The following is a 24,987-nucleotide window of genomic DNA, read 5'->3' on the forward strand; positions in this document are numbered from 1 at the left end:
AGGTCGCCGGCCCGGTGCCGCCGGCTGGGGCCCGGGAGGGGCGGAGAACCAGCCGGGGACCCGAGACGGGCCGCCGTTGCGCAAGGTTACTTCAGCGGCAGGAACACCTCCGCGACCGCCTCGTGCTCCGGCACCTCCGGGAAGAACGAGAGGCGCTGGCAGTAGAGCGGGAAATCCCGCGCCTCCTCGCCGCTGGCCGGGAGCCACGTGCGATAGAGATAGCGTGCGGGAGGCTCCAGGTTGTCGGTGTTGCCAACGACCCGCAGCACCGCGCAGCGTCCGCCGGGGATTTCGCCGACCTCGATTGGCTTCCCGTTCGCCGCGATCGGCTGGTCGGTTCCGACACAGAGGTCAACGCTGTAGTCGGCCGGCGACGCGGGCCGCCGCTCGGACCGCCAGACGTTGAAGGTCGGGTTCGTGCCGGGGTGCAAGCCAGCGGCCTTCCGCCATTCGATGAATCGCCGAATGGTGGCACCGAGCGTCGCCGGATCACCGCGGTGCTCCATGATCGCCACCCGCGTCGGTGGCACGTCGCGGATCGTCACATCGTCGGGCGTGAATGGTCTCGGCATGAGCTTGGTCCTCGCATTGTCGAGTGGCCCGAAGGCCGCAAGCCACGATCCCCAGTCGGGAGCCTTGCTGAAAGACGACGGCGATTGCCCAAACCGTTGCCGAAAGGCGCGGGCGAAGGCGTCTGGTGCGTCGTAGCCGGCATCCATCGCGATTTCAGTGACGCTTTGGGCGTCCCTGTAGGCCAGCCGGTATGAAGCGCGCTTCATGCGAGCAAGCTGAACGTAGCGGTGCACGGACAACCCGAAGGTCGCCGTGAACTGCCGATGGAAGTGGAACTTCGAGAAAGCCGCGATGGCGCTGACCGTCTCCAGGCCCAGATCGTCGTCCAAGTGCCGATCGATGTGATCCAGCACCCTCCGCATCCGGGCATGATAGTTTCGGATCGCTGCACGCATCGTCCCGACCTTCGTGGCGCGACCAGCTAGGCGCACACGGGCATGGCTCGCTCGACCGATCTTGCGGTTCGGGCGGCGGCTGTAGGCTGCTTCGAAGTCTGTTCGCAGGCGGCCGTATCCTGGCGTGAAGGGTAGCTTCGGGTCGACGGCGGGCACCTCCCGAAGCGTCCGCCGTCGACCCGAGCCGCTCAGTATTCCCAGAAGATCCGCTGCAGCTCCTTGGTGTCCTGCGTCTTCGTCAGGGCGACGGCGGCGAGGATCTTGGCCTTCTGCGGGTTCAGGTCGTGGGCCACCACCCAGTCGTACTTGTCGTCGGGCTGCTCGGCGTTGCGCAGGACGAAGCCGTCGCCGACGCGGGACGAGCGGATGATCTGCACGCCCTTGGCACGGAGGTCCTTGAGGGTGTCGACGAGGTAGCCGGCCACGGAGCCATTGCCGGTGCCCGCATGGATGATCGCCCTGGCGCCCCCCGCCACGGCCGTGGTGTAGGGCTCGGGATGCATGTTGCCGGAGCCGTACACGATCGCGACCTCGGGCAGGCTGTCGATGCCGTCGATGTCGAACTCGGAGGTGGTGCCGTGGCGCTTGACCGGCGCGCGGAACCAGTAGGTCTTGCCCTCCACCACCATTCCCAGCGGCCCCCACTGGCTGAAGAAGGCCGAAGGCTTGATGTTGACGCGCTTGGTGGTGTCGCGCCCGGCCTGGATCTCGTCGTTCATGGTCAGGAGTACGCCCTTGGCGCGGGCATCCTTGGCGCCCGCCACCGTGACGGCGTCCAGGAGGTTGAGGGCGCCGTCCGCCGAGATCGCGGTGGAGGGGCGCATCGAGGCCACCATCACGATGGGCTTGTCGGTCTTCACCACGAGGTCGAGGAAGTAGGCCGTCTCCTCGACCGTGTCGGTGCCGTGGGTGATGACGACGCCGTCGACGTCGTCGCGCTTCACCAGGGCGGAGACCTTCTTGGCGAGCTCGATGAGCTGCGCGTTGGTGAAGCTCTCCGAGGCGATCTGGAAGGCCTGCTCGCCGCGCACGTCCGCCACCGCGGCGATGGCGGGCACCGCGGCGATCAGCTTGTCCACCGGCACCTTGGCGGCCTGGTAGGTGGCGCTGTTGGCCGCATCCGCGCCGGCCCCCGCAATGGTGCCGCCGGTGGCGACGATGACGACGCGGGGCTTGGCCGAGGCTGCGGGCGCCGTGGCCGTCGCGCCGGGCTTGGCCGGGATCGGCCCCTCCAGCGCGCGCGCAGGCAGGACGGTGCCGGCCATCAGGGCCATCAGGGCGATCGGCAGGGTACGGCGCATGGGGATTCTCGGGTCGTTTCGGGAGCCGCATTGTGGCGCCGCACCCCGGCGAGGCCCAGCCGAAAAACGCGCCCGTGGCGGATCAATCCCGAGGCATCGCGGGAAATGTCACCCGTGGCGGCTCGATCGCGCGCTGCCGGGCTCCTGCGGGGTCCGCCGCGTTCGGAAGATCCGGCGGGGGCCTTGCACACCCGCGCGTCCGGAGCGAGGAGGCTGACGCGGTACTGCGGGGATCGAGCGGAACGAACCGATCATGACCATCGATCACATCGATCTGTCCCGGGTCGACCTCAACCTGCTCGTCGCCCTCGATGCGCTTCTGGCGGAGCGCAGCGTCACCCGGGCCGCCGCCCGCATCGGCATCGGCCAGTCGGCGATGAGCAGCAGCCTCGCGCGCCTGCGCATCCTGTTCTCCGACGAGCTCCTGACGCGGGCGCCCGAGGGCATGCGCCCGACCCCGCGGGCCTTGGCCCTCGCCGAGCCGGTGCGGACCCTGCTGCGGCAGATCCAGGCGCTGGTGCGGCGCGATGCCGAGTTCGATCCGGCGACCGTGACCCGCACCTTCACCATCGGCCTGCCCGACAGCGCCGAGGTGCTGATCGGCCCGCGCCTCCTCGCCCACCTGCGGAGGGAGGCGCCGGGCATCAGCCTGCTCCTGCGCTCCATCGACCGGATCCGCATCCTGCAGGAGCTCGACGCGGACCGGGTCGACCTCGGCATCGGCTTCTTCTCGGACGGGCAGACCCACCACAAGCAGCGCCTGCTCTACCGCGACAGCTACCTCTGCGTGTTCAACGCCGACCTCGTCGGCCTGGCGCCGCCGATCTCGCTCGACGACTACCTGCGCTTCCCGCACGTGCTCACCAGCCTGAAGGAGACCGCCCACGGCGTGGTCGACGATGCCCTGGCGCGGCTCGGGCGCCGGCGCACCCTGGCGGTGACGACGCCGCGCTTCCTCGCGGTGCCGTTCCTGGTACGCAGCGCCCCCGTGCTGACCACCATGCACGCCCGGCTCGCGACCTTCTTCGCGGGGGCGCTCGGCCTCACCGTGAGCCCGGCTCCGGTGGACCTGGAGGACGTCGCGATCTCGATGCTGTGGCACGCCTCCTACGACGACGACCCCGCCCATCAATGGCTGCGACGGACCCTCCGCACCCTGGTGGAGGAGCCGACCGGAACGATCTGACCGCCGGACGCCGGCGCGCAGCCACGGAAGCGGCACAATCCTGCGCGATTTGCCATCGCGCGTGAGGATTCGCACGGATGTGATTCGTTCGCGGGCGGGGTTCGTTACCGTTCATCAACCGTTCGGTGATTCCCTCCGACAGTGACGCTTCTGGATTTGCACAGGCTCTTCGGGATCAAAGGAACGGAGCTATGAAGAACTCGCTGGTCGCGGCCCTCGTGGCCGCCACGGTCGCCGTCGCGGCGATCCCGGGCGCCCAGGCGCGCGATGGCATCAGCCCGGGTGGCGCGGCCGCCCTCGGCGTGCTCGGCGGCCTCGCCGTCGGCGGCGCCATCGCCTCGTCGCAGAACGATGGCGGCTACTACCCCGGTCGCCCGGTCTACCGGGCCCCGCGCCCGGTCTATGTCGAGGAAGAGGTGTGCCACATGGAGCGCCGCGGCTACGTCGACGCCTACGGCTACGAGCACGTCCGCCGCGTCCGCGTCTGCGAATAGGCCGCGCCTCCCGACGCGACGACCGCGCCGTTCCGGCACGGTCGGCACCCCTGAATGAACGACGGCCCCGCCACCCCGGCGGGGCCGTCGTCGTTTCGCAGGAACCATCCGGCGGACCTCGCACCGGGCGCGCGGCGGAACATGTAATTGTATTAGTTCTAAAATGTTGCGTCATAAGCACGTCGTAAAAGAGATGGGTTTTGCACGGTAAGTCGCTCGTTGACGGGCCAAACTTTTTGTTTCACCTGACAAAAATACATTTGGTCATAGGTTGAAACGTGCCTCGCTCGTCCGTGCTTTCCTGCGTACAACCGTCGATCAGGCCGTTCAGCTTGCGAGCGACGCTGTTCTGCTCGGTGGCTGCTCTCGCCATCGGCGCAGTTTCTTCGGCGGCGGCGCAGCAATCCAGCCCGCCGAGTGCGTCGAGTGTGACCCTGGATACCCTGGAGGTGGTCGGCGACCGCCGGGGCGGCACCGCGATCGGCGCGGCCGAGGACCCGCGCGGACCCGTCGCCGGCTACGTCGCGACCCGCTCCGTCTCCAGCACCAAGACCGACACCGCGATCATCCGGACGCCGCAGGCGATCTCGGTGGTGGGGCGCCAGCAGATCGACGACCAGAAGCCGGCCTCGCTCGCCGAGGCCACGCGCTACGCGCCGGGCGTGCGCGGCGAGACCTTCGGCGCCGACCCGCGCAACGACTGGTTCCTGATCCGCGGCTTCACCGCCCAGGAATCCGGGTACTTCCTCGACGGGCTGCAGCTGTTCACCTCCGCCTTCGCCACCTGGAAGCTCGAACCCTTCGGCCTGGAGCGGCTCGAGATCCTGCGCGGTCCGAATTCCGGCCTCTACGGCGGCGCCAGCCCCGGCGGCATCATCAACGCGGTGAGCAAGCGGCCGCCGATCGTGCCGATCCGCTACGTCGAGACCGGGGTCGACAATTACGGCAATGCCTATGCGGGCTTCGACATCGGCGGACCGGTGGATGCGCCGGGCACCGAGGGCAAGCTGTTCTATCGGCTCGTCGGCCTCGGCCGGGCGGGCGGCACGCAGGTGGACTACGTCAACAACGACCGCTTCTTCTTCGCGCCCTCGATCACCTGGAAGCCCGACGCCGACACCTCGCTCACCGTCCTCGCCCAGGTGCAGCGCGACCGCGCCGGCACGCAGAACTTCCTGCCCTACGAGGGCACGGTGACGCCGGCCCCCTTCGGCTTCATCAAGACGAGCCGCTTCACCGGCGACCCGGCGACCGACCGCCTGACGCGCGCCCAGGATTTCGTGGGCTACGAGTTCGAGCACCGCTTCGACAACGACATCAAGTTCCGGCAGAACGCCCGCCACGGCAGCGTGAGCGTCAACCTCGCCAACCGCTTCGGCGTCGGTTACGCGACCACCCCGGCCGCAGGCGACCTCGGTCGGTTCGACTTCCTGGCGCGTAACACCGGCGTGCAGAGCGACATCGACAACCAGATCATCATCCCGTTCCGGACAGGGGATTTCGGGCACACGGTGCTTGCCGGCTTCGAGTATCGCCGCTACCAGCTCGACGACTTCCAAGTGGGCGGCAGTGGCCCGTCCCTGAATCTCATCCGGCCGATTTACCCGAACACGCCGCTCAACCTGTCCGGTACCTTCAACAACTCGGTCGTCACCCAGAACCAGTTCTCTGCCTACTTGCAGGATGAGATCACGTTCGGCAATTTCACCTTGCTGCTCACGGGTCGCAACGACTGGGTTGCGACCGACAACGATCCCCGTACCCCCAACGCCATCGGCCAGAGCCGTGACGTCAGCGCCTTCACCGGCCGCGCCGCTCTCATCTACAACGACGAGTCGGGTCTGGCGCCCTACGTCTCCTACGCACAAGGCTTCACACCGCTCGTCGGGGTCAACACCTCCCTCCAGCAGCTCTTTCTGCCCGAGAAGAGCGAACAGACCGAGGTCGGTCTAAAATATAAGCCCCCTGGCTTCGACGGATACTTTGCTGCCGCCTTGTTCGATCTTACCCGTACGAACGTGCTGACAGCGAACCCAGCGAACGTGCTTCAGTCCATTCAGACCGGCGCGGTCAACTCGCGCGGTGTCGAAGTAGAGGCCGTGGCCAACCTTGCGCCGGGCTTGCGCGCCGTGGCATCCTACACCGCCTACGACCTCGCTGTGACCCGGGACGGGACCGCGGCCAATATCGGCAAGGTCCTGGTCAATACGCCGGAGCAGTACGGCTCGCTCTTCGTCGACTACACGATCCAGAGCGGAGATCTGCGCGGGCTGGGCTTTGGCGGAGGCGTCCGCGGCGTCGGGCGCTCCTTTGCCGACCAGCTGAACCAGTTCCGCGTGCCGGGCTACGTCGTCGGCGACCTCGTCGCCCATTACGACTGGGAAGGCTGGCGCTTCGCCCTCAACGTTGCGAACGTCTCGGACGAGCGCATCGTGAGCAGCTGCAATTCGGTCACGGCCTGCTACTACGGTGAGCGCCGCCGGGTGCTCGGCAGCATCGGCTACCGCTGGTAGCGTGAGACCGGCCCCCCGCGGGATCAGCCCGCGGGGCTCGGCTCAGAGCGGCTGGTACGTGTGCTCCTCGGCCGGGAAGGTGCCGGAGCGGACCTCCTCGGCATAGTCCTTCACCGCGGCCTCGATCTGGCCGCGCAGGGTGCCGAAGCGCTTCACGAATTTCGGCACGCGGTCGCTCAGGCCCAGCATATCCTCGAGGACGAGGATCTGGCCGTCGCAGGCCATGGTGGCGCCGATGCCGATGGTGGGCGTGGTGATGTCGGGGGAGGTGGCGATGGCCCGGGCGACCGGCTCGACGATGCCCTCCATCACGATGGCGAAGGCGCCGGCGTCGTTGATGGCGCGGGCATCGGCCATCAGGCGGCGCTCGCCATCGGCCTCGCGGCCCTGCACCTTGAAGCCGCCCATGGTGTTCACCGACTGGGGCGTGAGGCCGATATGGCCCATCACCGGCACGCCGCGCTCCACCAGGAAGGCCACGGTCTCGGCGAAACGCGCGCCGCCCTCCATCTTGATCGCTCCGGCACCCGTCTCCTTGAGCACGCGGGCGGCGTTGAGGAAGGCCTGCTGCGGGCTCGCCTCGTAGGAGCCGAACGGCATGTCGACCACGACGAGGGCGCGCGAGGTGCCCCGGATCACCGCCTGCGCCTGGACGATCATCATCTCCAGCGTCACCGGCAGGGTCGATTCCATGCCGTGCATCAGCATGCCGAGGGAATCGCCCACGAGGATGAAGTCGCAGTACGGGTCGAGGATGCCGGCGGTGTGGGCGTGGTAGGCGGTCAGCGCGATGATCTTGCGCCCCTCGGCCTTGCGCTTGGCCAGGTCGATCGCGCGGATGCGGCGGGACTGAACGGCTTGCGACATGCGACTCCACCCGGCTGGTGCGGACCGCCGGAACGCGGCGGGCCGGCTGCTGGTGGCGTCTCTATACACGGCCTCGCCGACGAGCGCGCGCGCCGAAAATGACGGTCGCACGGCATTGTCGCCATGAGGCGATCGCCCGAATTCGCGCCCGCAACGCTCTGATCGTCCGGGTGGTATACCAGATGTCAGGTAGCTCGGCGCAGCAATGTCCGGCAAAGACAACTGTACCGAAAGTCTTGTCCGGGGGCCTCGATAGCAGCGATGGCGTCGCTGCTCCGTGCTCTCTCCGGGCGTTTCCTCCCTAGACTTCCGGGCGCCGCTGGATGCCTTTATTCCGCCACAACAGGACCGCTGTCAACGGTGGTGCGAGTGGTATTCCTGCACAGGCGTGCTGATAAATTGAGCGTGGCCGCGGGACCCGGAAACATCGTGCTCTACGAGCCGGTACGCCCCACCGGCATGTCGCCCGGGCGGCTGCCTCAGCGTTGCGCGTCGGTCCCGGCGCGGGCGCTCCAGGCGGGGTCCTCGGAGATCACCGTGGTCGGGTGGCGCTCCTGCCAGCCCTCGATGCCCTCGGGGAACCAGTGCACGCGGGTATAGCCCTGGAGCACCAGGCGCTTGGCCGCGTTCCAGCTGCCCCAGCACTCCGGGTGGCAGAAGGCCACGACGGCCCGGCCCTTGTCGCCTCCGGTCAGTTCCGCGACGCGCTTCAGGAACAGGGCTTCCCGGGCCGGGTCGAGGGGCGCGGCGCCGGCATTGGCCATCCAGACCGCGCCCGGGACCGAGCGGTGGGCCGGCAGCCAGGGCCGGTCGTCCGGAAACCCCGCCGGGCGCCGGTCGGCCAGCGACACGTCGAGGAGCACCGGCCGGTCGCGGGCGATCAGGGCATCGAGGGCGTCGATGTCGATGACGCTGGCCCCGGCCAGGGTCGCGGGGGTGTAGCCCCGTTGCGGCCCGGTCCAGATCCCGTCCGGCTCGGGCACGTTCACGGGGGAATCCGCCGGGCTGGCCGCCGCCAGGAGGAGCAGGGCGGTGCCTGCCGCCAGGATCCGGAGGAGCTGCTGCCGCATCGCCCGCGGGCCCGCTCAGTTCGTCGCGCTCGGCGCCGTGAAGCTGTGCTCCCAGCGGCCGTTCTGGTTGTCGGTGGCGATCACCTTGATCGGCCCCTGGCCCTCGGGCCGCAGGCCGAAATTGATCACCGGGTTCGAGGCGATCGAGATGTCCCCGTCGAGGGTCAGCACGGCCTGGTCGCCGCGGGTGATCGCGACCTTGTTGATGTAGCGGGCCGGCGTGTAGTCGCGGGTGATCTGGTTCATCTGCATGCCGCTGAAGTTCGGATGGCGGATCATCAGCGTCGCCTCCACCGGGCGTCCGGGCTGGCCTTCCGCGAATTTCAGCTTCATGTCGCCCATGCCCTTCATCGCCTCCTCGTCGCTCATACCCATGGGGGCCGAGCAGCCGCCCGACGCCTTCACGAACTTCGTCGTCTCGAAGAGCTGCCCGTCCTTGGTCTCCACCACCGCGTGGATGTTGGTGTAGTTGTTCACCCGCACCCGGAGCTTGATCTCGCCGGCATCCGCCCCCGGGCCGAAGGCGATGTGGGCGGCGTAGGGCGAGGGATTGTCGTCGATGACGAGGTGGACGCCGGCGATCCGGTCCTTCTCGGGCATCGTCAGGGTGATCGGCACCAGGGCGGCGTCCATCGCCCGCACCGGGGCGTCGATCTTCACCAGGCTGTCGGTAGGCGCGATCCGGCGGTCCCCGAAGATCGACGTCTGGATCTCCTTCCAACGCGCGAGGCGCTCGGATTCGTCGTCGCTCGCACCGGCGGCATGAACCGCGCTCGGACGGAGCGCGGTTCCGGCGGTGGCCAGGGGCAGGGCAAGGGTCAGCGCCGCGAGGACGGAGCGGACGAGGACGGGTTTGGCTGGGCGCGTCACGGCGTTTCTCCTGGTGAACGATCGTTGTCGAATCTGTGCATCATCATGTGGCGTGGGCGATGCCGGGCTCAAGCTGCCGGTTCATTCCCATTCCAGTTCCTTGAAGGCCTGGGTGACGTTGCGGCCGTTATAGGTGTCGAACAGGACCCATCGGTCGCGCTCCGACTGGCCAACCGTCTGCACCGCCTTCTCGATCGGCACGTCCGCCGCGATGGCCTTCCGGGTCTCGTCCCGGAGCGTCGCGAGGTAGCGGGTCAGGTCGTCCAGGGCGGGCGCGAGGTCGACCAGCCGCGGCCCGTGGCCCGGGACGGCCTTGGCGGCCCCCATCGCGCGCAGACGGTCCGCCTCCTTGAGCCAGCCGAGGAGGCTGCCGTCGAGGGAGGGGATGCGGGTCACGAACAGGAGGTCGGCGGGAAACAGGATGCCGCTCGCCGAGTCGCGCATGGAGAGGTCGCAGTTCGTATGCGCCGCGCCGTGGGCGGTGAAGCGCAAGGTTCGCCCGCCGAGATCCACCTCGGCGCCATCCGCCACCTCCAGGGTGGGATAGACCACGCGGCCGGCCCGGTCGGCACCCAGGATCTCGGCGAGGCGGCCGCGGTAATATTCGCCCCGGGCGTCGAGGGCGGCGCGCAGGGCATGGTGGCCGACATAGACCGGGTTGTCCTCGGCGAAGGCCGACGCCCCGAAGCAATGGTCCGGGTGGACATGGGTCAGCACCACGTGACTGATCGGCTTGTCGGTGCGCTTCCGGATCTCGCCACGCAGCCAGGCTCCGTCGGCGAGGCTTCCGCCCGACTCGGTGACGAGCACGGACCGGTCGCCGACGATGAAGCCGATATTGGCGATGGCGTCGTTGTTCTCCGGGGTCGCCTCGGCGTCGGGGCCGCGCCGGATGAAGATGCCGGGGCCGACCTCCTGCAGGTCGAAGCCCTCGGCGGACCGTCCGAGGGTGGGCAGGCAGCACAGGCACAGGCCACCGAACAGGGCGCTGCGCCGCGTGCTGCTCCAGCGTGATCGGCCGGCATCCGCCCGCATCGTCTTCCTCCGTTCTGTTGTTCTACCAATTAGTAGGTAGATTTTTTGCCACGTCAACGGCATAAGCCGGGAGGCCGGCTGCCGGCCGATCACGGCTGCGCGTGCGGGCACCGGCGGACGAGGGCGGCGGTCCACGAGGAGACGACGAGACGATGAGGGATACCCGTGCCGAGCTGTTGCTGCAGGCCGAGACCCTGGTGCGGCGCCGGGGCTATGCCGGCTTCAGCTACGCGGACCTCGCCGAAACGGTCGGGATCCGGAAGGCGAGCATCCACCACCACTTCGCCACCAAGTCCGACCTCGCCCACGCCCTCGTGGCGGCCTACGACGCCCGCTACGACGCGGCCCTGGCCGAGATCCGGGCCGGCGAGCCGGACGCGATCGGCCGGATCGCCGCCTACGGGGCGCTCTATCTCGGCGGCGTCGAGGCGGGCCTCGGCTGCCTCTGTGCCGTCCTGGCCATCGAGGGCGACGCCCTGCCGGATTCCTTGCGCGTCGACATCGCCCGCTTCTTCGAGAAGCACATCGCATGGCTCGAGGACGTGCTCGCCGAGGGCATCGCCGCGGGGCGCATCCGCGCCTCCGCCGAGCCTGGACCCAGCGCCCGCATGGTGATCGCCGCCCTCGAGGGGGCCCTCCTCATGGAGCGCCTGCTCGCCGGGCCGGCGGGCTTTCGCGGCACGCTCGCGGCGCTCTGCGACGGTCTGCGGGCCGGCGGGGTTGCGTCCGGCCGGGGTTCCATCCCACCGAACTGATACAATATAACAGGCTGCAGCGACGCCTCCCGCGCCATCGACGAAGAGCGACCATGTCCGACAGCCCGAACACCGCCTCCGCCAAGATCCCCGTCACCGTGCTCACCGGCTACCTGGGGGCGGGCAAGACCACGCTCCTGAACCGCATCCTCACCGAGAACCACGGCAAGCGCTACGCGGTGATCGTCAACGAGTTCGGCGAGATCGGCATCGACAACGACCTCATCATCGGCGCCGACGAGGAGGTGTTCGAGATGAACAACGGCTGCGTCTGCTGCACCGTGCGCGGCGACCTCATCCGCATCATGGACGGCCTGGTGAAGCGGCGCGGCAAGTTCGACGCGATCATCGTCGAGACCACGGGCCTGGCCGATCCTGCCCCCGTCGCCCAGACCTTCTTCATCGACGAGGATGTGGGCGCGGCCGCCCGCCTCGACGCGGTGGTGACGGTGGCCGACGCCAAGTGGCTCTCGGACCGCCTCAAGGACGCCCCCGAGGCCAAGAACCAGATCGCCTTCGCGGACGTGATCCTGCTCAACAAGGCCGACCTCGTGGAGGAGGCCGACCTCGCCCGGGTCGAGGCCCAGATCCGTGCGATCAATCCCTACGCCAAGGTCCACCGCACCGAGCGCTGCGCGGTGCCCCTCGAGGCGGTGCTGGAGCGCAACGCCTTCGATCTCGGCCGCATCCTCGACATCGAGCCCGACTTCCTGGAGGAGGGCCATCACCATCATCACGACGACGACATGCAGTCGGTCTCGGCCAGCATCGACGGGCCCGTGGACCCGGAGAAGTTCATGCCCTGGATCTCGACCCTGACCCAGGTCCAGGGCCCCGACATCCTGCGCTGCAAGGGCATCGTCGCCTTCCCGAACGAGCCGCAGCGCTTCGTCTTCCAGGGCGTGCACCAGATCCTCGACGGCGACCTCCAGGGTCCGTGGAAGGACGGCGAGCCCCGGGTGTCCCGTGTGGTCTTCATCGGCCGCAAGCTCGACCCGGCGGAGATCCGGGCCGGGTTCGAGGATTGCCGGGCGGCCTGATCGGGCCCGGGTCCTCGCGACGGCGCTACGGCGAACCGATCGCGCAGCGGAGCATTGTCCGTGCGGCCGCCGCGCTCCCACCGAGGGGCCCGGCGCCGCACGCACCTCCCGATCGGAACCCCGTCATGACCCTGCGCCAGATCCGCCTGCGCCCACATCGTCTACGTCTCGCCGGCCTGACCGGCCTGCTCCTGGTCGCACCCCTGCTCCTCGATCCGGGGGCGATGGCCGGACCGGCACAATCCTATGAATTCCAGCAGCGCGGGGCCGCCCGGGCCTGTCCGCCGCCGCTCAAATTCGCGGCCGGCGCCTGCGTCCGGCAATGTCCGGCCGGCTACCGCGACACCGGCCGCACCTGCCGCTTCAAGTCGATGCGCCGCTAGGCCGAACAGGCGCCGCCGGGCCGAAGCGGGAGGGGGCGAGCCGCCGTCCGGCCCCTCCGCTGCCGGCCAAACACCGTTCCCGCAACACTTGGTTTACCATTCCGGCACAGGATCGATCCGGGCCGGCATCACGCTGCCGGCCGCGATCGGCTGCCCCCGTCCGGGCGCCGTGAGGCCCCGGAGAGCGCTGATCCCATGATGTCCCGCGCCGAACGCACGCCCCTGACGGATTGGTGGTGGACCGTCGACCGCGGCCTCCTCGCCGGGCTCGGGGCGCTCATGGTGGCGGGCCTCGTCTTCCTCATGGGCGGCGGGCCGCCGGTGGCCGAGAAGATCGGCCTGCCGACCTTCCACTTCCTCAACCGGCAGGCCCTCTACCTCGCGCCCACGATCCTCATCATCGTCGGCGTGTCCTTCCTGTCCCTGCGCCACATCCGGCGCGTCGCACTCTTCACCTGGATGATGGGCGTCGCCCTCTGCATCCTGGCGAGCAAGTTCGGGCCGGAGATCAAGGGCGCCCATCGCTGGATCCAGTTCGGCGCCATCGGCATCCAGCCCTCGGAATTCGTGAAGCCCGCCTTCGTGGTGGTGGCGGCCTGGGCCTTCTCGGAGGGCGCCCAGCGCCGCGACATGCCGGGCGGCCTGCTGGCGATCCTGCTCCTGCCGGTCACCATCGTGCCCCTCGTGCTGCAGCCCGATTTCGGCCAGACCATGCTCATCACCATCGTCTGGTGCGCGCTGTTCTTCGTGGCCGGCCTGCACTGGTTCTGGGTGGCGGGCCTCGGTGCCGGCGGCCTGATCGGCGTCGCCGCCGCCTACCGCTTCCTGCACCACGTCCGCGAGCGCATCGACCGCTTCCTCGACAGCGATTCCGGCGACAACTTCCAGGGCTACTGGGCCCGGCAATCCTTCAATTCCGGCGGCTGGTTCGGCACCGGCCCGGGGGAGGGCGTCGCCAAGCGCCACCTGCCCGACGCCCATACCGACTTCATCTTCTCGGTGACGGGCGAGGAATTCGGCACCATCGTCTGCCTCGGGCTCGTCCTGCTCTTCGCCTACATCGTCATGCGCGGCCTCAAGCTGGCCCGCCGCACCGACGACACCTTCTCGCGGTTGGCGATCACGGGTCTGACCACCCTGTTCGGGCTCCAGGCCTGCATCAACATGGCGGTGAACGTGCGGCTGATGCCCGCCAAGGGCATGACGCTGCCCTTCGTCTCCTACGGCGGCTCCTCGCTGATCTCGCTGGCCCTCGGCATGGGCTTCCTCGTGGCCTTGACCCGCAAGCGCCCCCGGACCACCACCCTGAGCCAGAAGCCGCCGGGCACCGCCCCGGCGACGATCGCCGGAGTGATGCGTTGACCGTTGCGACCGCCACGATCCTGCTCTGTGCCGGCGGCACGGGCGGGCACCTGTTCCCCGCCGAGAGCCTGGCGCATGCCCTGCGCGCCCGGGGCGTGCGGGTGGTGCTGGCCACTGATGCGCGGGTGGATTCCATCGCCGCCGGCTTCCCGGCCTCCGAGATCGTCACCATCGCGTCGGCCACGCCCTCCGGCCGCTCCCTGATCCAGCGCGGCACCGCGCTCCTCACCCTCGGGCGGGGCTTCGGCGTCGCCGCCCGGCAGATCCGACGCATCAACCCGGCCGCCATCGTGGGGTTCGGCGGCTACCCCACGGTGCCGCCGATGCTGGCGGGGCAGCTCCTGCGGGTGCCGACCGTCCTACATGAGCAGAACGCCGTGATGGGGCGGGCCAACGCCTTCCTGGCGCGGGGTGCCCGGGCCATCGCCACGGGTTTTCGCGACGTGCGCGGCGTGCCCGCCAAGGCCCTCGCCCCCCGGACCCATACCGGCAATCCCCTACGCCCGGCGGTGCTCGAGGCGGCGAAGGATCCCTACCCGCCGGTGGGCGCCGGCGATCCCCTGCACCTCCTCGTCTTCGGCGGCAGCCAGGGCGCCCGGGTGATGGGCGAGGTCGTGCCCGGTGCCATCGCCAACCTGCCCGCCGACCTGCGTGCGCGCCTCCACCTGGTGCAGCAGGTGCGGGCCGAGGACCTGACGCAGGTCCAGAACCTCTATCTCGGCCTGGGCCTCGCCGGCCTCGAGGCCGCGCCCTTCTTCAAGGACCTGCCCGCCCGCATGGCGGCGGCCCATCTCGTGATCGGCCGCTCCGGCGCCTCGACGGTCTCGGAGCTCGCCGCCATCGGCCGGCCCGCCATCCTGGTACCGCTGCCCGGCGCCCTCGACCAGGACCAGGCGGCCAATGCGGCGACGCTCGCGACCATCGGCGCCGCGCAGGCGATTCCGCAATCCGCCTTCACGCCGGATCGCCTCACGGCGGAGCTGGTCGACCTCTTCACCAATCCCGAAAAATTGACCGCGGCGGCCTCAGCCGCCAAAAGCGCTGGAATTCACGACGCCGCCGAGCGGCTGGCCGACATCGTCGTCGCGACGGCGGCGAACCCTTGAGCCCTTCCGCCCGGTAGATCCCGTCGGCGCCCATTCGTCCGCGCCCGACGCCCCTGAGACTGGTCCTTCCCATGAAGCTGCCCGACAAGCTCGGCCCCATCCACTTCATCGGCATCGGCGGCATCGGCATGTCCGGCATCGCCGAGGTGATGCACAACCTCGGCTATACCGTGCAGGGGTCGGACGCCAACGACAACGCCAACGTCCGGCGCCTGGCCGAGAAGGGCATGCGCACCTTCATCGGGCACGAGGCCGGCAACGTCGAGGAGGCCGCCCTCGTGGTGGTCTCCACCGCGATCCGCCGCGACAACCCCGAACTCGTGGCCGCCCGCGAGCGCCGCCTTCCGGTGGTGCGCCGGGCCGAGATGCTGGCCGAGCTGATGCGCTTCAAGTCCTGCGTCGCCATCGCGGGCACGCACGGCAAGACCACGACGACCTCCCTCGTCGCCACCCTGCTCGATGCCGGCAACCTCGATCCCACCGTGATCAACGGCGGCATCATCAACGCCTACGGCACCAACGCCCGCATGGGCGAGGGTGAGTGGATGGTGGTGGAGGCCGATGAATCGGACGGCACCTTCCTGAAGCTGCCGGCGGACGTCGCCATCGTCACCAACATCGACCCCGAGCACCTCGACCATTTCGGCTCGTTCGACGCGGTCAAGGACGCCTTCCGGCGCTTCATCGACAACATCCCGTTCTACGGCTTCGCCGTGATGTGCATCGACCACCCGATCGTGCAGGACCTCGTCGGCCACATCGAGGATCGTCGCATCATCACCTACGGCGAGAATCCGCAGGCCGATGTCCGCCTCATCGACGTGGACCTGCGCGGCGGTCAGAGCCGGTTCCGCGTGATGATCCGCGACCGGCGCCCGGGCTTCCGCCTGGAGATGGAGGACCTCGTCCTGCCGATGCCGGGCAAGCACAACGCGCTGAACGCCACCGCGGCGCTCGCGGTGGCCCACGAGCTCGGCGTCGAGCCGGAGGCGATCCGCAAGGCGTTGGCCGGCTTCGGCGGCGTCAAGCGCCGCTTCACCCGGACCGGGGAGTGGAACGGCGCCCTGATCTTCGACGATTACGGACACCATCCGGTGGAGATCAAGGCGGTGCTGAAGGCCGCCCGCGCCTCCACCGAGGGCAACGTCATCGCCATCGTTCAGCCGCACCGCTACACGCGCCTCGCCTCGCTGTTCGATGATTTCTGCACCTGCTTCAACGATGCCGACACGGTCATCGTCGCCCCCGTCTACGCGGCGGGCGAGGCGCCGATCGAGGGCATGGACCGCGACGGTCTCGTCTCGGGCCTGAAGTCGCGCGGCCATCGCGACGCCATCGCGCTGCAGCGCTCCGAGGACCTCGCCGGCATCGTCGCCGGCCGCGCCAAGCCCGGCGACTACGTGGTGTGCCTCGGTGCCGGCAACATCACGCAATGGGCCTACGCCCTGCCGGGCGAACTCTCCGCCCTGGACGGCGTGAAGGCGTGAGCCCGGCCTACCTGCCGGCACCGTCCGGGATGAGATCCTCCGGGTCGACGCCCAGTGCGCCCGCGAGAGCGCGATAGACGACGATGTCGGCCGCGCGTTCGCCCCGTTCCATCGCCGATAGGGCAGGTTCGGTGATCCCGCCGAGACGCGCTAGGGCGGCCGTGGTCATCCCCCGGCGCCCCCGCCAGAAGGCAAGGGCGGTCGGAGCCCGGCGCAGGGCATCGAGATCCGATTCGCTCAGCGCCTCGTCCGCTCCGCAGGCCAGACGATTGCAGGAGGCCTGCAACGTCCGCGCGTCCGCCGCGTCCTCCGCAAGGGCGACGAGTCGCTCGAAATCCGCTTCCGGCAGGATCACGATGGCGTCGCCCGAGGGCGTCTTGGTGCGCACGATGGTCATACCGATCTTCCTAACCGTAGATCGAGCCGCGCGGGCCGATGTCATGCACCATGATCCCATCCGGCCCGATCGTGAAGATCACGCGCCAGTCGCCGATCCGAAGCCGGTAGCCCTCGGTGCCCTTCAGCGCCCTGACGTTGTTGGCGAGCGCTTCCGGCCTCTCGGCGAGGAGGCGCAGTTTCTCGCGGATGAGCGCTTCCGTTCTGGGCGGCATTCGGGTGAGGGCACGCGCTACCGGGCGTGTGTAACCCACCATCCGACCCATCACGCGTCTCCGCACCCGATCATGCAACCTTTCGTTGCTTTATCTGAAAAGCACCAGTCCCAATGACCGCCTTCCCGGACATCACCCCCGACATCCGTGCCCGGGCGCCGGCCCTGCGCGGACGGCTCATCGCCAACCAGCCCCTGTCGGACCTGACCTGGTTCCGGGTCGGCGGTCCGGCACAGGTGCTGTTCACGCCCGCCGATGCGGAGGATCTCGGCCTTCTGCTGGCGGCCCTCGACCCGGAGACCCCCGTCACCGTGATCGGCCTCGGCTCGAACCTCATCGTGCGCGACGGCGGCGTGCCGGGCGTCGTGATCCGCCTCGGCGGCCGGGCCTTCGGAACGGTGGAGATCGACGGCGAGACCCTGCGGGTCGGCACGGCGGTGCCGGACATGCGCCTCGCCAAGGCGGCGGCCGAGGCCGGGCTCGACGGGCTGGCGTTCTTCCGCGGCATTCCGGGCTCGGTCGGCGGCGCGCTGCGCATGAATGCGGGCGCCCATGGCGGCGAGACCACCGACGTGCTGGTGGAGGCCCACGGCATCGACCGCCGGGGGCAGGCGCGCCGCTTCACCCATGCGGAGATGGGCTTCGCCTACCGGCACAGCGGCGCCCCCAACGACGTGATCTTCACGAGCGCGGTCTTCCGGGGCCGCCCGGGGAACCGCGAGACGATCGAGGCCGAGATGGAGCGGGTGACGGCGGCCCGCGAGGCGGCCCAGCCGATCCGCGAGCGCACGGGCGGCTCCACCTTCAAGAACCCGCCCGGAGCCAAGGCCTGGCAGCTCGTCGACGCGGCCGGCTGTCGCGGCCTGACGGTCGGCGGCGCGCAGGTCTCGGAGATGCACTGCAACTTCCTGATCAACCGCGACAACGCCACGGCGGCCGACATCGAGGGGCTCGGCGAGGAGGTGCGCCGGCGCGTGCGCGAGACCTCCGGCGTCGAGCTCCACTGGGAGATCAAGCGCCTCGGTCTCGATCCCGCCACCGCGAATCGGTAGGTCTTCCGTGGCGGCCTTGCGATCCCCACCGGAGCCGGGATCGCGAGGCCGCCGGTGATGAGCCCGCGCGCTCTTCGAATGGGGGACACACATGGCCACGGATGCCGATACGGACGATACGGCGTTGCACGAGGGTGAGAACCCCTTCGCGGCCTTCACCGAATGGGGCGGGCCGGCCGATGATGAGGCCTATGCCGAGCTCTGAGGTGTCCACCACCCCCTCATCCACGGACCGGACCAGACCGTTCCGCGACGACATCGACAGCTTCTCCCGCGACCGACGCTACACCTGACGGAGTCCCCATGTCCCAGCACGTCGCCGTCCTCATGGGCGGGTGGTCCTCCGAGCGGCCGGTCTCCCTGAATTCGGGCCATGCCTGTGCCGATGCCCTCGAGGGGCAGGGCTTCCGCGTCACCCGCGTCGACGTCCAGCCGGACATCGCGACGGTGCTCACCGACCTGCGGCCCGACGTGGCCTTCAACGCGCTGCACGGGCCGGCGGGCGAGGACGGCACGATCCAGGGCCTGCTGGAGCTGCTGCGCATCCCCTACACCCATTCCGGCGTGCTGGCCTCGGCACTGGCGATGCACAAGGAACGTGCCAAAGTGGTCATGCGGGCGGCCGGCGTCAGCGTCCCGGAGGGCCGCGTCGTTAACCGTCATGAGGCCGCAAAGTCACACGTGCTGACGCCGCCCTACGTGCTGAAGCCGGTGGCCGAGGGCTCCTCCATGGGGGTCATCATCGTGCGCGACGGACGCTCCCATCCGCCCCAGGAGGTGGGCCGGGAGGATTGGGGCTATGGCGATGAAATCCTTGCGGAAACCTACGTCGCCGGGCGCGAGCTGACCTGCGCCGTGATGGGCGATAGGGCCCTCGGCGTGATCGAGATCAAGCCGGCTTCCGGGGAGTGGTACGACTTCGACGCGAAGTACGCCGAGGGGGGGTCGATCCACGTCCTCCCGGCAGAAATTAAACCAAATCTTTACCAGCGTGTCCAAGAGTTGTCGTTAACGGCGCATCAAGCACTCGGGTGCCGGGGCATCAGCCGTGCGGACCTTCGCTACGACGACACACCGGGGGGAACCGGTGCCCTCGTCGTGCTGGAGGTCAACACGCAACCCGGCATGACGAAGACGAGCTTGGTCCCGGAGATCGCAGCCCATGCGGGCTATAGTTTCGGTGAGCTCGTCCAATGGATGGTGGAGGACGCAACGTTGGGCCGGTAGGGGCCGAAGGCCCGTTCGGCGGCCAAGGTCCGCTGGGCCAAGGTCCGCTGGGCCAAGGTCCGCTGGGCCAGGGTCCGCTCGGGCCCGCCGCCGGGACGATCGCTTCCGTCCGCGCGGCGCTCGGCGCCCGCCTGCGCCGCTTCGCGCCGCCCGGCCGCCGCTCCCGTCTCGCCCTCCCGATCGAGCGCCGCGTCCCGCGCCACCTCGGCACGGCGGGCTTCTCCGTCTCCTTCGCGGCCCTCGCCCTTGCGGGCTTCGTCGGCAGCGGCGCCTATGACCGCTTCGTGGCCGAGCACGGCCGCCCCCTCGACATCATGGCGCGGCTCGCCGGCTTCGGCGTCGAGCGCGTCACCATCTCGGGCATCGCCCGGCTCTACGAGCGCGAAGTGCTGCAGGCCGCCGGCATCGACGGCCATTCCTCGGTGGTCTTCCTCGACGTGGCGGAAGCCCGCGAGCGCCTGCTGGCGGTGCCGCTGATCGCCAGCGCCTCCGTGCGCAAGGTCTATCCGAACGAGATTGTCATCACCCAGGTCGAGCGCGAGCCCGCCGCCCTCTGGCAGCGCAACGGCGAGATCGCCGTGATCGCCGCCGACGGCACGGTGATCGACCAGATGCGCGACGACCGCTACGCCGCCCTTCCCCTCGTGGTCGGCGACGACGCCAACCTGAAGCTCAAGGACTACCTCGCCCTGATCGAGGCGGCCGGCACCCTGGCCGAGCGGGTCAAGGCCGGCACCTACGTCTCCGGCCGGCGCTGGACCCTCAAGCTCGACGGCGTCGACATCCGCCTGCCCGAGACGGGGGCGACCGAGGCCCTGGCCCGGCTGGTCAAGCTCGAGCGCGACAACCGCATCCTCGAGAAGGACATCATCGCGGTGGACCTGCGCATGCCCGACCGGGTGGTGGTGCGGCTCACCGAGGAGGCGGCCGCGGCCCGCGCCGAATCTCAGAAGAAGTCGAAGCCCAAGGGGACCAGCACATGAGCCGCACGATCCGTCCGGCGCATCCCGCGTCCCGTCCCCGCCACACCCGCTCCGCCCGGTAGCCCGATGCACGACCCGCACGGCCTCACCCCACGCCTGAAACCGCTCTCCGCCCGGCGCAGCACCACCCTCTCGGTGCTCGACATCGGAACGAGCAAGGTCGTCTGCCTCATCGCCGAGCTCCAGCCGGCCGAGGCCCTCACCACCCTGCGCGGGCGCACCCACTTCGCCCGCGTCATCGGCATCGGCCACCAGCGCTCGCAGGGACTCAAGGGCGGCGTGATCGTCGACCTCGAGGCCGCCGAGGGCGCGATCCGCCAGGCGGTCCACGCCGCCGAGCGGATGGCGAAGGTCGAGGTGCAGTCGGTCATCGTCAACATGTCCGGCGGCCGCATCGGCTCGCAGCACTTCGAGGCCCGCGTCGGCACCCGCACCGGCACCGTCACGGGCTCCGACGTGGAGCGCGTGCTGGAGACCGCCTCGGCCCACGGCGTCAGTCCCGGCCGGGCCGTGCTCCACGCCCTGCCCACCGGCTACGCCATCGACGGCCAGGGCACGGTCATCGATCCGTCGGGCATGATGGGCGACGCCCTCGGGGTCGACCTGCACGTGGTCACCGGCGAGGCGGCCGCGGCCCGCAACCTCATGCTCGCCGTCGAGCATTGCCACCTCGGCGTCGAGGCGGTGATCGCCACCCCCTACGCCGCCGGCCTCTCGGCCCTGGTGGACGACGAGGCCGAGATGGGCGTCGCCGTGGTCGACATGGGCGGCGGTACCACCAGCGTCGGCGTGTTCTCCGGCGGCCACCTCGTCCACGTGGACGCGGTCGCGGTCGGCGGCCACCACGTCACCATGGACATCGCGCGCGGCCTCTCCACCCGGGTCGCCGCGGCCGAGCGCCTCAAAACCCTCTACGGCTCGGCCATCGCTACCGCCTCCGACGAGCGCGACATGATCGCGGTCCACGGGGTCGGCGAGGACGAGGGCGACGCGCCCAACCACGTGCCGCGCTCGCAGCTCGTGCGGATCATCCGCCCGCGCGTCGAGGAGGTGGTGGAACTGGTGCGCGACCGCCTGCGCGCCGCGGGCTTCTCGGCCCAGGCCGGGCGCCGGGTGGTGCTGACGGGGGGCGCGAGCCAGCTCGTCGGCCTGCCGGAGGTCGCCCGCCGGGTGATGGAGGGCCAGGTCCGCATCGGCCGGCCGCTGGGCATCCGCGGCCTGCCGGAGGCCGCCAAGGGCCCCGCCTTCTCGGCGGCGGTGGGCCTCCTGGTCTACCCGCAGGTGGCGCATGCGGAGCATTTCGAGCCGCGGGGCCACGGGGCCTTCGCCGGCACGGGAACGGACGGCTACCTCTCGCGCGTCGGACGCTGGATCCGCGAGAGCTTCTGAGACGACCGCCGGAACGCCCGAAACCCCGCGGGGTGGGCGGAACGGTCAGACCCAAATCGGCGCTCCTGGCTTCAGGCAGGCGTCAAACGAAACGTGAAAGGCACGAGAGGCTCGACACCATGGCCATCAGTCTGCAGGCGCCGGATATCCGGGAACTCAAGCCCCGCATCACCGTCTTCGGTGTCGGCGGAGCCGGCGGCAACGCCGTCAACAACATGATCGAATCCGGCCTGCTGGGCTGCGAGTTCGTGGTCGCCAACACCGACGCCCAGGCGCTGACCTCCTCGAAGGCCGAGCGCGTGATCCAGATGGGCCTCGGCGTGACGCAGGGCCTCGGCGCCGGCTCGCACCCCGAGGTCGGTTCTGCGGCCGCCGACGAGGTGATCGACGAGATCCGTGACCAGCTCTCCGGCGCCCACATGTGCTTCATCACCGCCGGCATGGGCGGCGGCACCGGCACCGGTGCGGCCCCCGTCATCGCCCGCGCCGCCCGCGACATGGGCATCCTCACCGTCGGCGTCGTCACCAAGCCCTTCCAGTTCGAGGGCGTGCGCCGGATGCGCACGGCCGAGGCCGGCATCCAGGAGCTCCAGGCCGCCGTCGACACCCTGATCGTGATCCCGAACCAGAACCTGTTCCGGGTCGCCAACGAGAAGACCACCTTCGCCGACGCCTTCGCGATGGCCGACCAGGTGCTCTACTCGGGCGTCGCCTGCATCACCGACCTGATGGTCAAGGAAGGTCTGATCAACCTCGACTTCGCCGACGTCCGCGCGATCATGCGCGGCATGGGCAAGGCCATGATGGGCACCGGCGAGGCCTCGGGCGAGAACCGCGCCAACCGCGCGGCGGAAGCCGCCATCGCCAACCCGCTCCTCGACGACGTCTCGATGAAGGGCGCCCGCGGCCTGCTGATCTCGATCACCGGCGGCAACGACCTCACGCTCTACGAACTCGACGAGGCCGCCACCCGCATCCGCGAGGAGGTCGACTCGGACGCCAACATCATCCTCGGCGCCACCTTCGACGAGAGCCTCGACGGCATCATCCGGGTCTCGGTGGTCGCCACCGGCATCGAGCCGGCCCTGATCGCCGCCAACTCCCAGAACAACCCCGACATCGTGCAGACCGAGCAGCGCATCGCCGAGGTCGCCGAGCGTCTGCGTGCGGAAGCGAGGGCGCGGGCCGCACAGCCCGCCTCCACCTTTCGCCCCGTCGGACAGGACGGAGCCGTAGCGGCCCCGGCCGCGCAGCCCGCCGCCCAGGCGTCGCTGCAGGCCGCGTCGTTCCAGGCCGCGCCGCTCCAGCCCGCCCCGGTCCAGGCGCCGGTGCAGCAGACCCTGCGCGCGCCGGAGCCGGTGGCCCTCGCCCCCGAGCCGATGCGGGTCGAGCTGCCCCAGGCCCCGGTGATGCGCGACGAGGTGATGCTGACCCAGACCCAGCCGCGCGCCGCCATGTCCTACGAGCCCGCGCCGATGCCGGCCCCCGAGCCCGCGCCCCAGCACGCCGCCGGCCCGTTCGTGCCGCCCCGGCCGGCCGTGGCCGTGGCCCGCGCGCCCCGCATGCCGCAGATCCAGGACCTGCCGCTTCCCGCCCAGGCCCAGCTCCGGGCCCGCGAGGAGCAGCCGGCGGAGCCGGCCGGCGATTCCAAGCGCATGACGCTGCTGCGCCGTCTCGCGACGGTGGGCTTCGGCGGACGCCGCGAGGATGTCGAGGCCGCGCCGCTCCCGCCGATGCGGGCGCCCGCCGCCCCGGTCCCGCAGGCCGCCCCGCCCGCGGACTACGCCAAGCGCGTCCCGGTGCAGGCGCCCCCGGCCTACCGCCCGGCCCAGGGCAACCTCGATCCCCAGGGTCGCGTCGCCCCCCAGGCCCGCATGATGGACGACGACCAGCTCGAGATCCCGGCCTTCCTGCGCCGCCAGGCGAACTGACGCCGGGGTCCGACGGACCCTTCAACACCCGGGCTGAGATATTTCAGCCACAGGCCCGGAGCCTCGCGGCTCCGGGCCATGCCTATTGTTAAAGCGTTGTTTCAAAACGAGATTCGGATTTGCTGGTGGAAACCGCGGCTGTAACACAGCGTAAGAATCCGTGATTTGGCCTGCCTTTGAGGCGCGGCTATACGAATTTTGGAACGACAAGGCGCGGTGGTTTCGGCCATCAGACGCCGGCAGGGGCTTCAAGCAGCGGACGGATCGCAAGGGGCGAACAGCGCATCCCAACGGGATGCGCGCGCCCGATCACGGCCGAGGGCTATGGAATGCGAACGAACCAACAGACGACCCTCAAAGCCCCCGCGACCCTGAGCGGCATCGGCGTCCACTCCGGGAACCCGGTCGAGATCACGCTGCATCCGGCCCCCGCCAACCACGGCATCGCCTTCCTCCGCACCGGAATGCCCACCGGCAACGACCGGCTCATCAAGGCCCACCACGCCTGCGTCTCCGCCACCGAACTCTGCACCGTCATCGGTGACGTCGAGAGCGGCGCCGTCGCCACCATCGAGCACCTGATGTCGGCGCTCTACGGCCTCGGGATCGACAACGTCCTCGTCGAGATCGACGGCCCCGAGATGCCCATCCTCGACGGCAGCGCGCTCCCCTACGTACAGGCCATCGACGCCGTCGGCACCGCGACCTGCGGCGCCGCCAAGCGCTGGATCAAGGTCCTCCGTTCCGTCCGCATCGAGGTCGGCCGGGCCTTCGCCGAGCTCCGCCCCATCGACCGGGGCTTCCGCCTCGACGTCGAGATCGATTTCGAGAATCCGGTGATCGGCCGCAGCCGCAAGGCGATGGACCTCACCCCCTCCGCCTATCGCCGCGAGATCGCCGGCGCCCGCACCTTCGGCATGATGCGCGACGTGGAGCGCTACTGGAAGGCCGGTTTCGCCCTCGGCGCCTCCCTCGAGAACACCGTCGCGGTCGGCGAGACCGCCGTCGTGAACCCCGAGGGCCTGCGCTACGCCGACGAGTTCGTCCGGCACAAGTTCCTCGACGCCGTGGGCGACCTCGCCCTCGCCGGGCTCCCGCTCCAGGGCGGCTACCGCTCCTATTGCGGCGGCCACCGCATGAATGTCGGCGTCCTCACCGCCCTGTTCTCCGATCGCGCCAACTACGCCATCGTCGAGGGTCCCGGTGCCCGCCGCGAGGCCAGCCTGACCGAGTTCGGCGCCAGCCTCGGCATCGCCGCCTTCGTCGGCGATCTGTAGCGCCACCGACACACAGCCTTCGTTTCTGTGAAGGGCGTGGCCCGCCCGCCGCTTTCGCGCCCAAATCGCGCTCCACGGTG

General features: G+C 69.9%; 23 protein-coding genes. 15 read left to right on the forward strand and 8 right to left on the reverse strand.

Going from position 1 to position 24,987, the window contains the following annotated elements; genetic code table 11:
• Positions 1-86: 86 nt before the first annotated feature.
• Together ACXJY8_RS19975 and ACXJY8_RS19980 are read right to left on the reverse strand one after the other, a co-directional pair.
• A complete protein-coding gene (locus ACXJY8_RS19975) occupies positions 87-968 on the reverse strand; it encodes an AraC family transcriptional regulator (RefSeq protein ID WP_463772650.1) in 882 nt (293 codons plus the stop codon).
• Positions 969-1,156: 188 nt separating this feature from the next.
• Positions 1,157-2,269, reverse strand: a complete 1,113-nt coding sequence (locus tag ACXJY8_RS19980; protein ID WP_463772655.1) for a type II asparaginase — start codon at positions 2,267-2,269, stop codon at positions 1,157-1,159.
• Positions 2,270-2,522: 253 nt separating this feature from the next.
• On the opposite strand from ACXJY8_RS19980, the gene ACXJY8_RS19985 reads away from it, so the two are divergent.
• The 3 genes from ACXJY8_RS19985 (at position 2,523) to ACXJY8_RS19995 (ending at position 6,462) form a co-directional block, all read left to right on the forward strand.
• The gene (locus ACXJY8_RS19985) at positions 2,523-3,455 is read left to right on the forward strand and encodes a LysR family transcriptional regulator (RefSeq protein ID WP_463772659.1); all 933 of its coding nucleotides are present in this window, start codon (positions 2,523-2,525) and stop codon (positions 3,453-3,455) included.
• 191 nt (positions 3,456-3,646) lie between these two features.
• On the forward strand, positions 3,647-3,949 hold the full coding sequence (locus ACXJY8_RS19990) for a hypothetical protein (RefSeq protein ID WP_463772663.1): 303 nt from the start codon (positions 3,647-3,649) through the stop codon (positions 3,947-3,949).
• A 428-nt stretch (positions 3,950-4,377) separates the two neighbouring features.
• The gene (locus tag ACXJY8_RS19995) at positions 4,378-6,462 is read left to right on the forward strand and encodes a TonB-dependent siderophore receptor (protein WP_463772667.1); all 2,085 of its coding nucleotides are present in this window, start codon (positions 4,378-4,380) and stop codon (positions 6,460-6,462) included.
• A gap of 42 nt (positions 6,463-6,504) precedes the next feature.
• Here ACXJY8_RS19995 and panB read toward each other — a convergent pair whose 3' ends face one another.
• The 4 genes from panB to ACXJY8_RS20015 form a co-directional block, all read right to left on the reverse strand.
• Positions 6,505-7,329, reverse strand: a complete 825-nt coding sequence (gene panB, locus ACXJY8_RS20000; protein ID WP_056277125.1) for a 3-methyl-2-oxobutanoate hydroxymethyltransferase — start codon at positions 7,327-7,329, stop codon at positions 6,505-6,507.
• A 479-nt stretch (positions 7,330-7,808) separates the two neighbouring features.
• The gene (locus ACXJY8_RS20005; protein WP_463772672.1) at positions 7,809-8,399 is read right to left on the reverse strand and encodes a rhodanese-like domain-containing protein; all 591 of its coding nucleotides are present in this window, start codon (positions 8,397-8,399) and stop codon (positions 7,809-7,811) included.
• Positions 8,400-8,414: 15 nt separating this feature from the next.
• On the reverse strand, positions 8,415-9,269 hold the full coding sequence (locus ACXJY8_RS20010) for a quinoprotein dehydrogenase-associated SoxYZ-like carrier (protein ID WP_463772674.1): 855 nt from the start codon (positions 9,267-9,269) through the stop codon (positions 8,415-8,417).
• Between the two features lie 81 nt (positions 9,270-9,350).
• Positions 9,351-10,304 (reverse strand): quinoprotein relay system zinc metallohydrolase 2, encoded by a 954-nt coding sequence (locus ACXJY8_RS20015; RefSeq protein ID WP_463772680.1) that lies wholly within the window; start codon positions 10,302-10,304, stop codon positions 9,351-9,353.
• 152 nt (positions 10,305-10,456) lie between these two features.
• Between ACXJY8_RS20015 and ACXJY8_RS20020 the strand changes: the two genes are divergently transcribed.
• The 6 genes from ACXJY8_RS20020 to murC all read left to right on the forward strand — a co-directional run bounded on the left by ACXJY8_RS20020 (position 10,457) and on the right by murC (position 16,437).
• Positions 10,457-11,059 (forward strand): TetR/AcrR family transcriptional regulator, encoded by a 603-nt coding sequence (locus ACXJY8_RS20020; RefSeq protein WP_463772684.1) that lies wholly within the window; start codon positions 10,457-10,459, stop codon positions 11,057-11,059.
• Positions 11,060-11,112: 53 nt separating this feature from the next.
• Positions 11,113-12,099: a CobW family GTP-binding protein gene (locus ACXJY8_RS20025; protein WP_463772686.1), complete on the forward strand. Its 987-nt coding sequence runs from the start codon at positions 11,113-11,115 to the stop codon at positions 12,097-12,099.
• Positions 12,100-12,224: 125 nt separating this feature from the next.
• Positions 12,225-12,482: a hypothetical protein gene (locus ACXJY8_RS20030; protein ID WP_463772688.1), complete on the forward strand. Its 258-nt coding sequence runs from the start codon at positions 12,225-12,227 to the stop codon at positions 12,480-12,482.
• 195 nt (positions 12,483-12,677) lie between these two features.
• The gene (locus ACXJY8_RS20035; RefSeq protein WP_056476877.1) at positions 12,678-13,844 is read left to right on the forward strand and encodes an FtsW/RodA/SpoVE family cell cycle protein; all 1,167 of its coding nucleotides are present in this window, start codon (positions 12,678-12,680) and stop codon (positions 13,842-13,844) included.
• On the forward strand, positions 13,841-14,950 hold the full coding sequence (murG, locus tag ACXJY8_RS20040) for an undecaprenyldiphospho-muramoylpentapeptide beta-N-acetylglucosaminyltransferase (protein WP_463772692.1): 1,110 nt from the start codon (positions 13,841-13,843) through the stop codon (positions 14,948-14,950). Before ACXJY8_RS20035 ends, murG begins: the two co-directional genes overlap by 4 nt.
• A 71-nt stretch (positions 14,951-15,021) precedes the next feature.
• Entirely contained in the window at positions 15,022-16,437 is a 1,416-nt protein-coding gene (gene murC / locus ACXJY8_RS20045) for a UDP-N-acetylmuramate--L-alanine ligase (RefSeq protein ID WP_463772695.1), read from the forward strand.
• Between the two features lie 7 nt (positions 16,438-16,444).
• Here murC and ACXJY8_RS20050 read toward each other — a convergent pair whose 3' ends face one another.
• Together ACXJY8_RS20050 and ACXJY8_RS20055 are read right to left on the reverse strand one after the other, a co-directional pair.
• On the reverse strand, positions 16,445-16,879 hold the full coding sequence (locus ACXJY8_RS20050; protein ID WP_463772698.1) for a helix-turn-helix domain-containing protein: 435 nt from the start codon (positions 16,877-16,879) through the stop codon (positions 16,445-16,447).
• Positions 16,845-17,048 carry a type II toxin-antitoxin system RelE family toxin gene (locus tag ACXJY8_RS20055; RefSeq protein ID WP_463772703.1) on the reverse strand — a complete coding sequence of 68 codons (204 nt, stop codon included), beginning with the start codon at positions 17,046-17,048 and terminating at the stop codon, positions 16,845-16,847. The genes ACXJY8_RS20050 and ACXJY8_RS20055 overlap by 35 nt, the downstream gene beginning before the upstream one ends.
• A gap of 113 nt (positions 17,049-17,161) precedes the next feature.
• On the opposite strand from ACXJY8_RS20055, the gene murB reads away from it, so the two are divergent.
• The 6 genes from murB to lpxC all read left to right on the forward strand — a co-directional run bounded on the left by murB (position 17,162) and on the right by lpxC (position 24,907).
• A complete protein-coding gene (gene murB / locus ACXJY8_RS20060) occupies positions 17,162-18,100 on the forward strand; it encodes a UDP-N-acetylmuramate dehydrogenase (RefSeq protein ID WP_463772706.1) in 939 nt (312 codons plus the stop codon).
• A 303-nt stretch (positions 18,101-18,403) separates the two neighbouring features.
• Positions 18,404-19,327 carry a D-alanine--D-alanine ligase gene (locus ACXJY8_RS20065; RefSeq protein ID WP_463772709.1) on the forward strand — a complete coding sequence of 308 codons (924 nt, stop codon included), beginning with the start codon at positions 18,404-18,406 and terminating at the stop codon, positions 19,325-19,327.
• Entirely contained in the window at positions 19,294-20,310 is a 1,017-nt protein-coding gene (locus ACXJY8_RS20070) for a cell division protein FtsQ/DivIB (RefSeq protein ID WP_463772711.1), read from the forward strand. The genes ACXJY8_RS20065 and ACXJY8_RS20070 overlap by 34 nt, the downstream gene beginning before the upstream one ends.
• A gap of 66 nt (positions 20,311-20,376) precedes the next feature.
• Positions 20,377-21,699 (forward strand): cell division protein FtsA, encoded by a 1,323-nt coding sequence (ftsA, locus tag ACXJY8_RS20075; RefSeq protein WP_056215981.1) that lies wholly within the window; start codon positions 20,377-20,379, stop codon positions 21,697-21,699.
• A 119-nt stretch (positions 21,700-21,818) separates the two neighbouring features.
• The gene (ftsZ, locus tag ACXJY8_RS20080) at positions 21,819-23,630 is read left to right on the forward strand and encodes a cell division protein FtsZ (RefSeq protein WP_463772715.1); all 1,812 of its coding nucleotides are present in this window, start codon (positions 21,819-21,821) and stop codon (positions 23,628-23,630) included.
• Between the two features lie 329 nt (positions 23,631-23,959).
• Positions 23,960-24,907 carry a UDP-3-O-acyl-N-acetylglucosamine deacetylase gene (gene lpxC / locus ACXJY8_RS20085; RefSeq protein WP_463772718.1) on the forward strand — a complete coding sequence of 316 codons (948 nt, stop codon included), beginning with the start codon at positions 23,960-23,962 and terminating at the stop codon, positions 24,905-24,907.
• Positions 24,908-24,987: the final 80 nt, after the last annotated feature.

Source organism: Methylobacterium sp. TK31 (genome assembly GCF_055361545.1).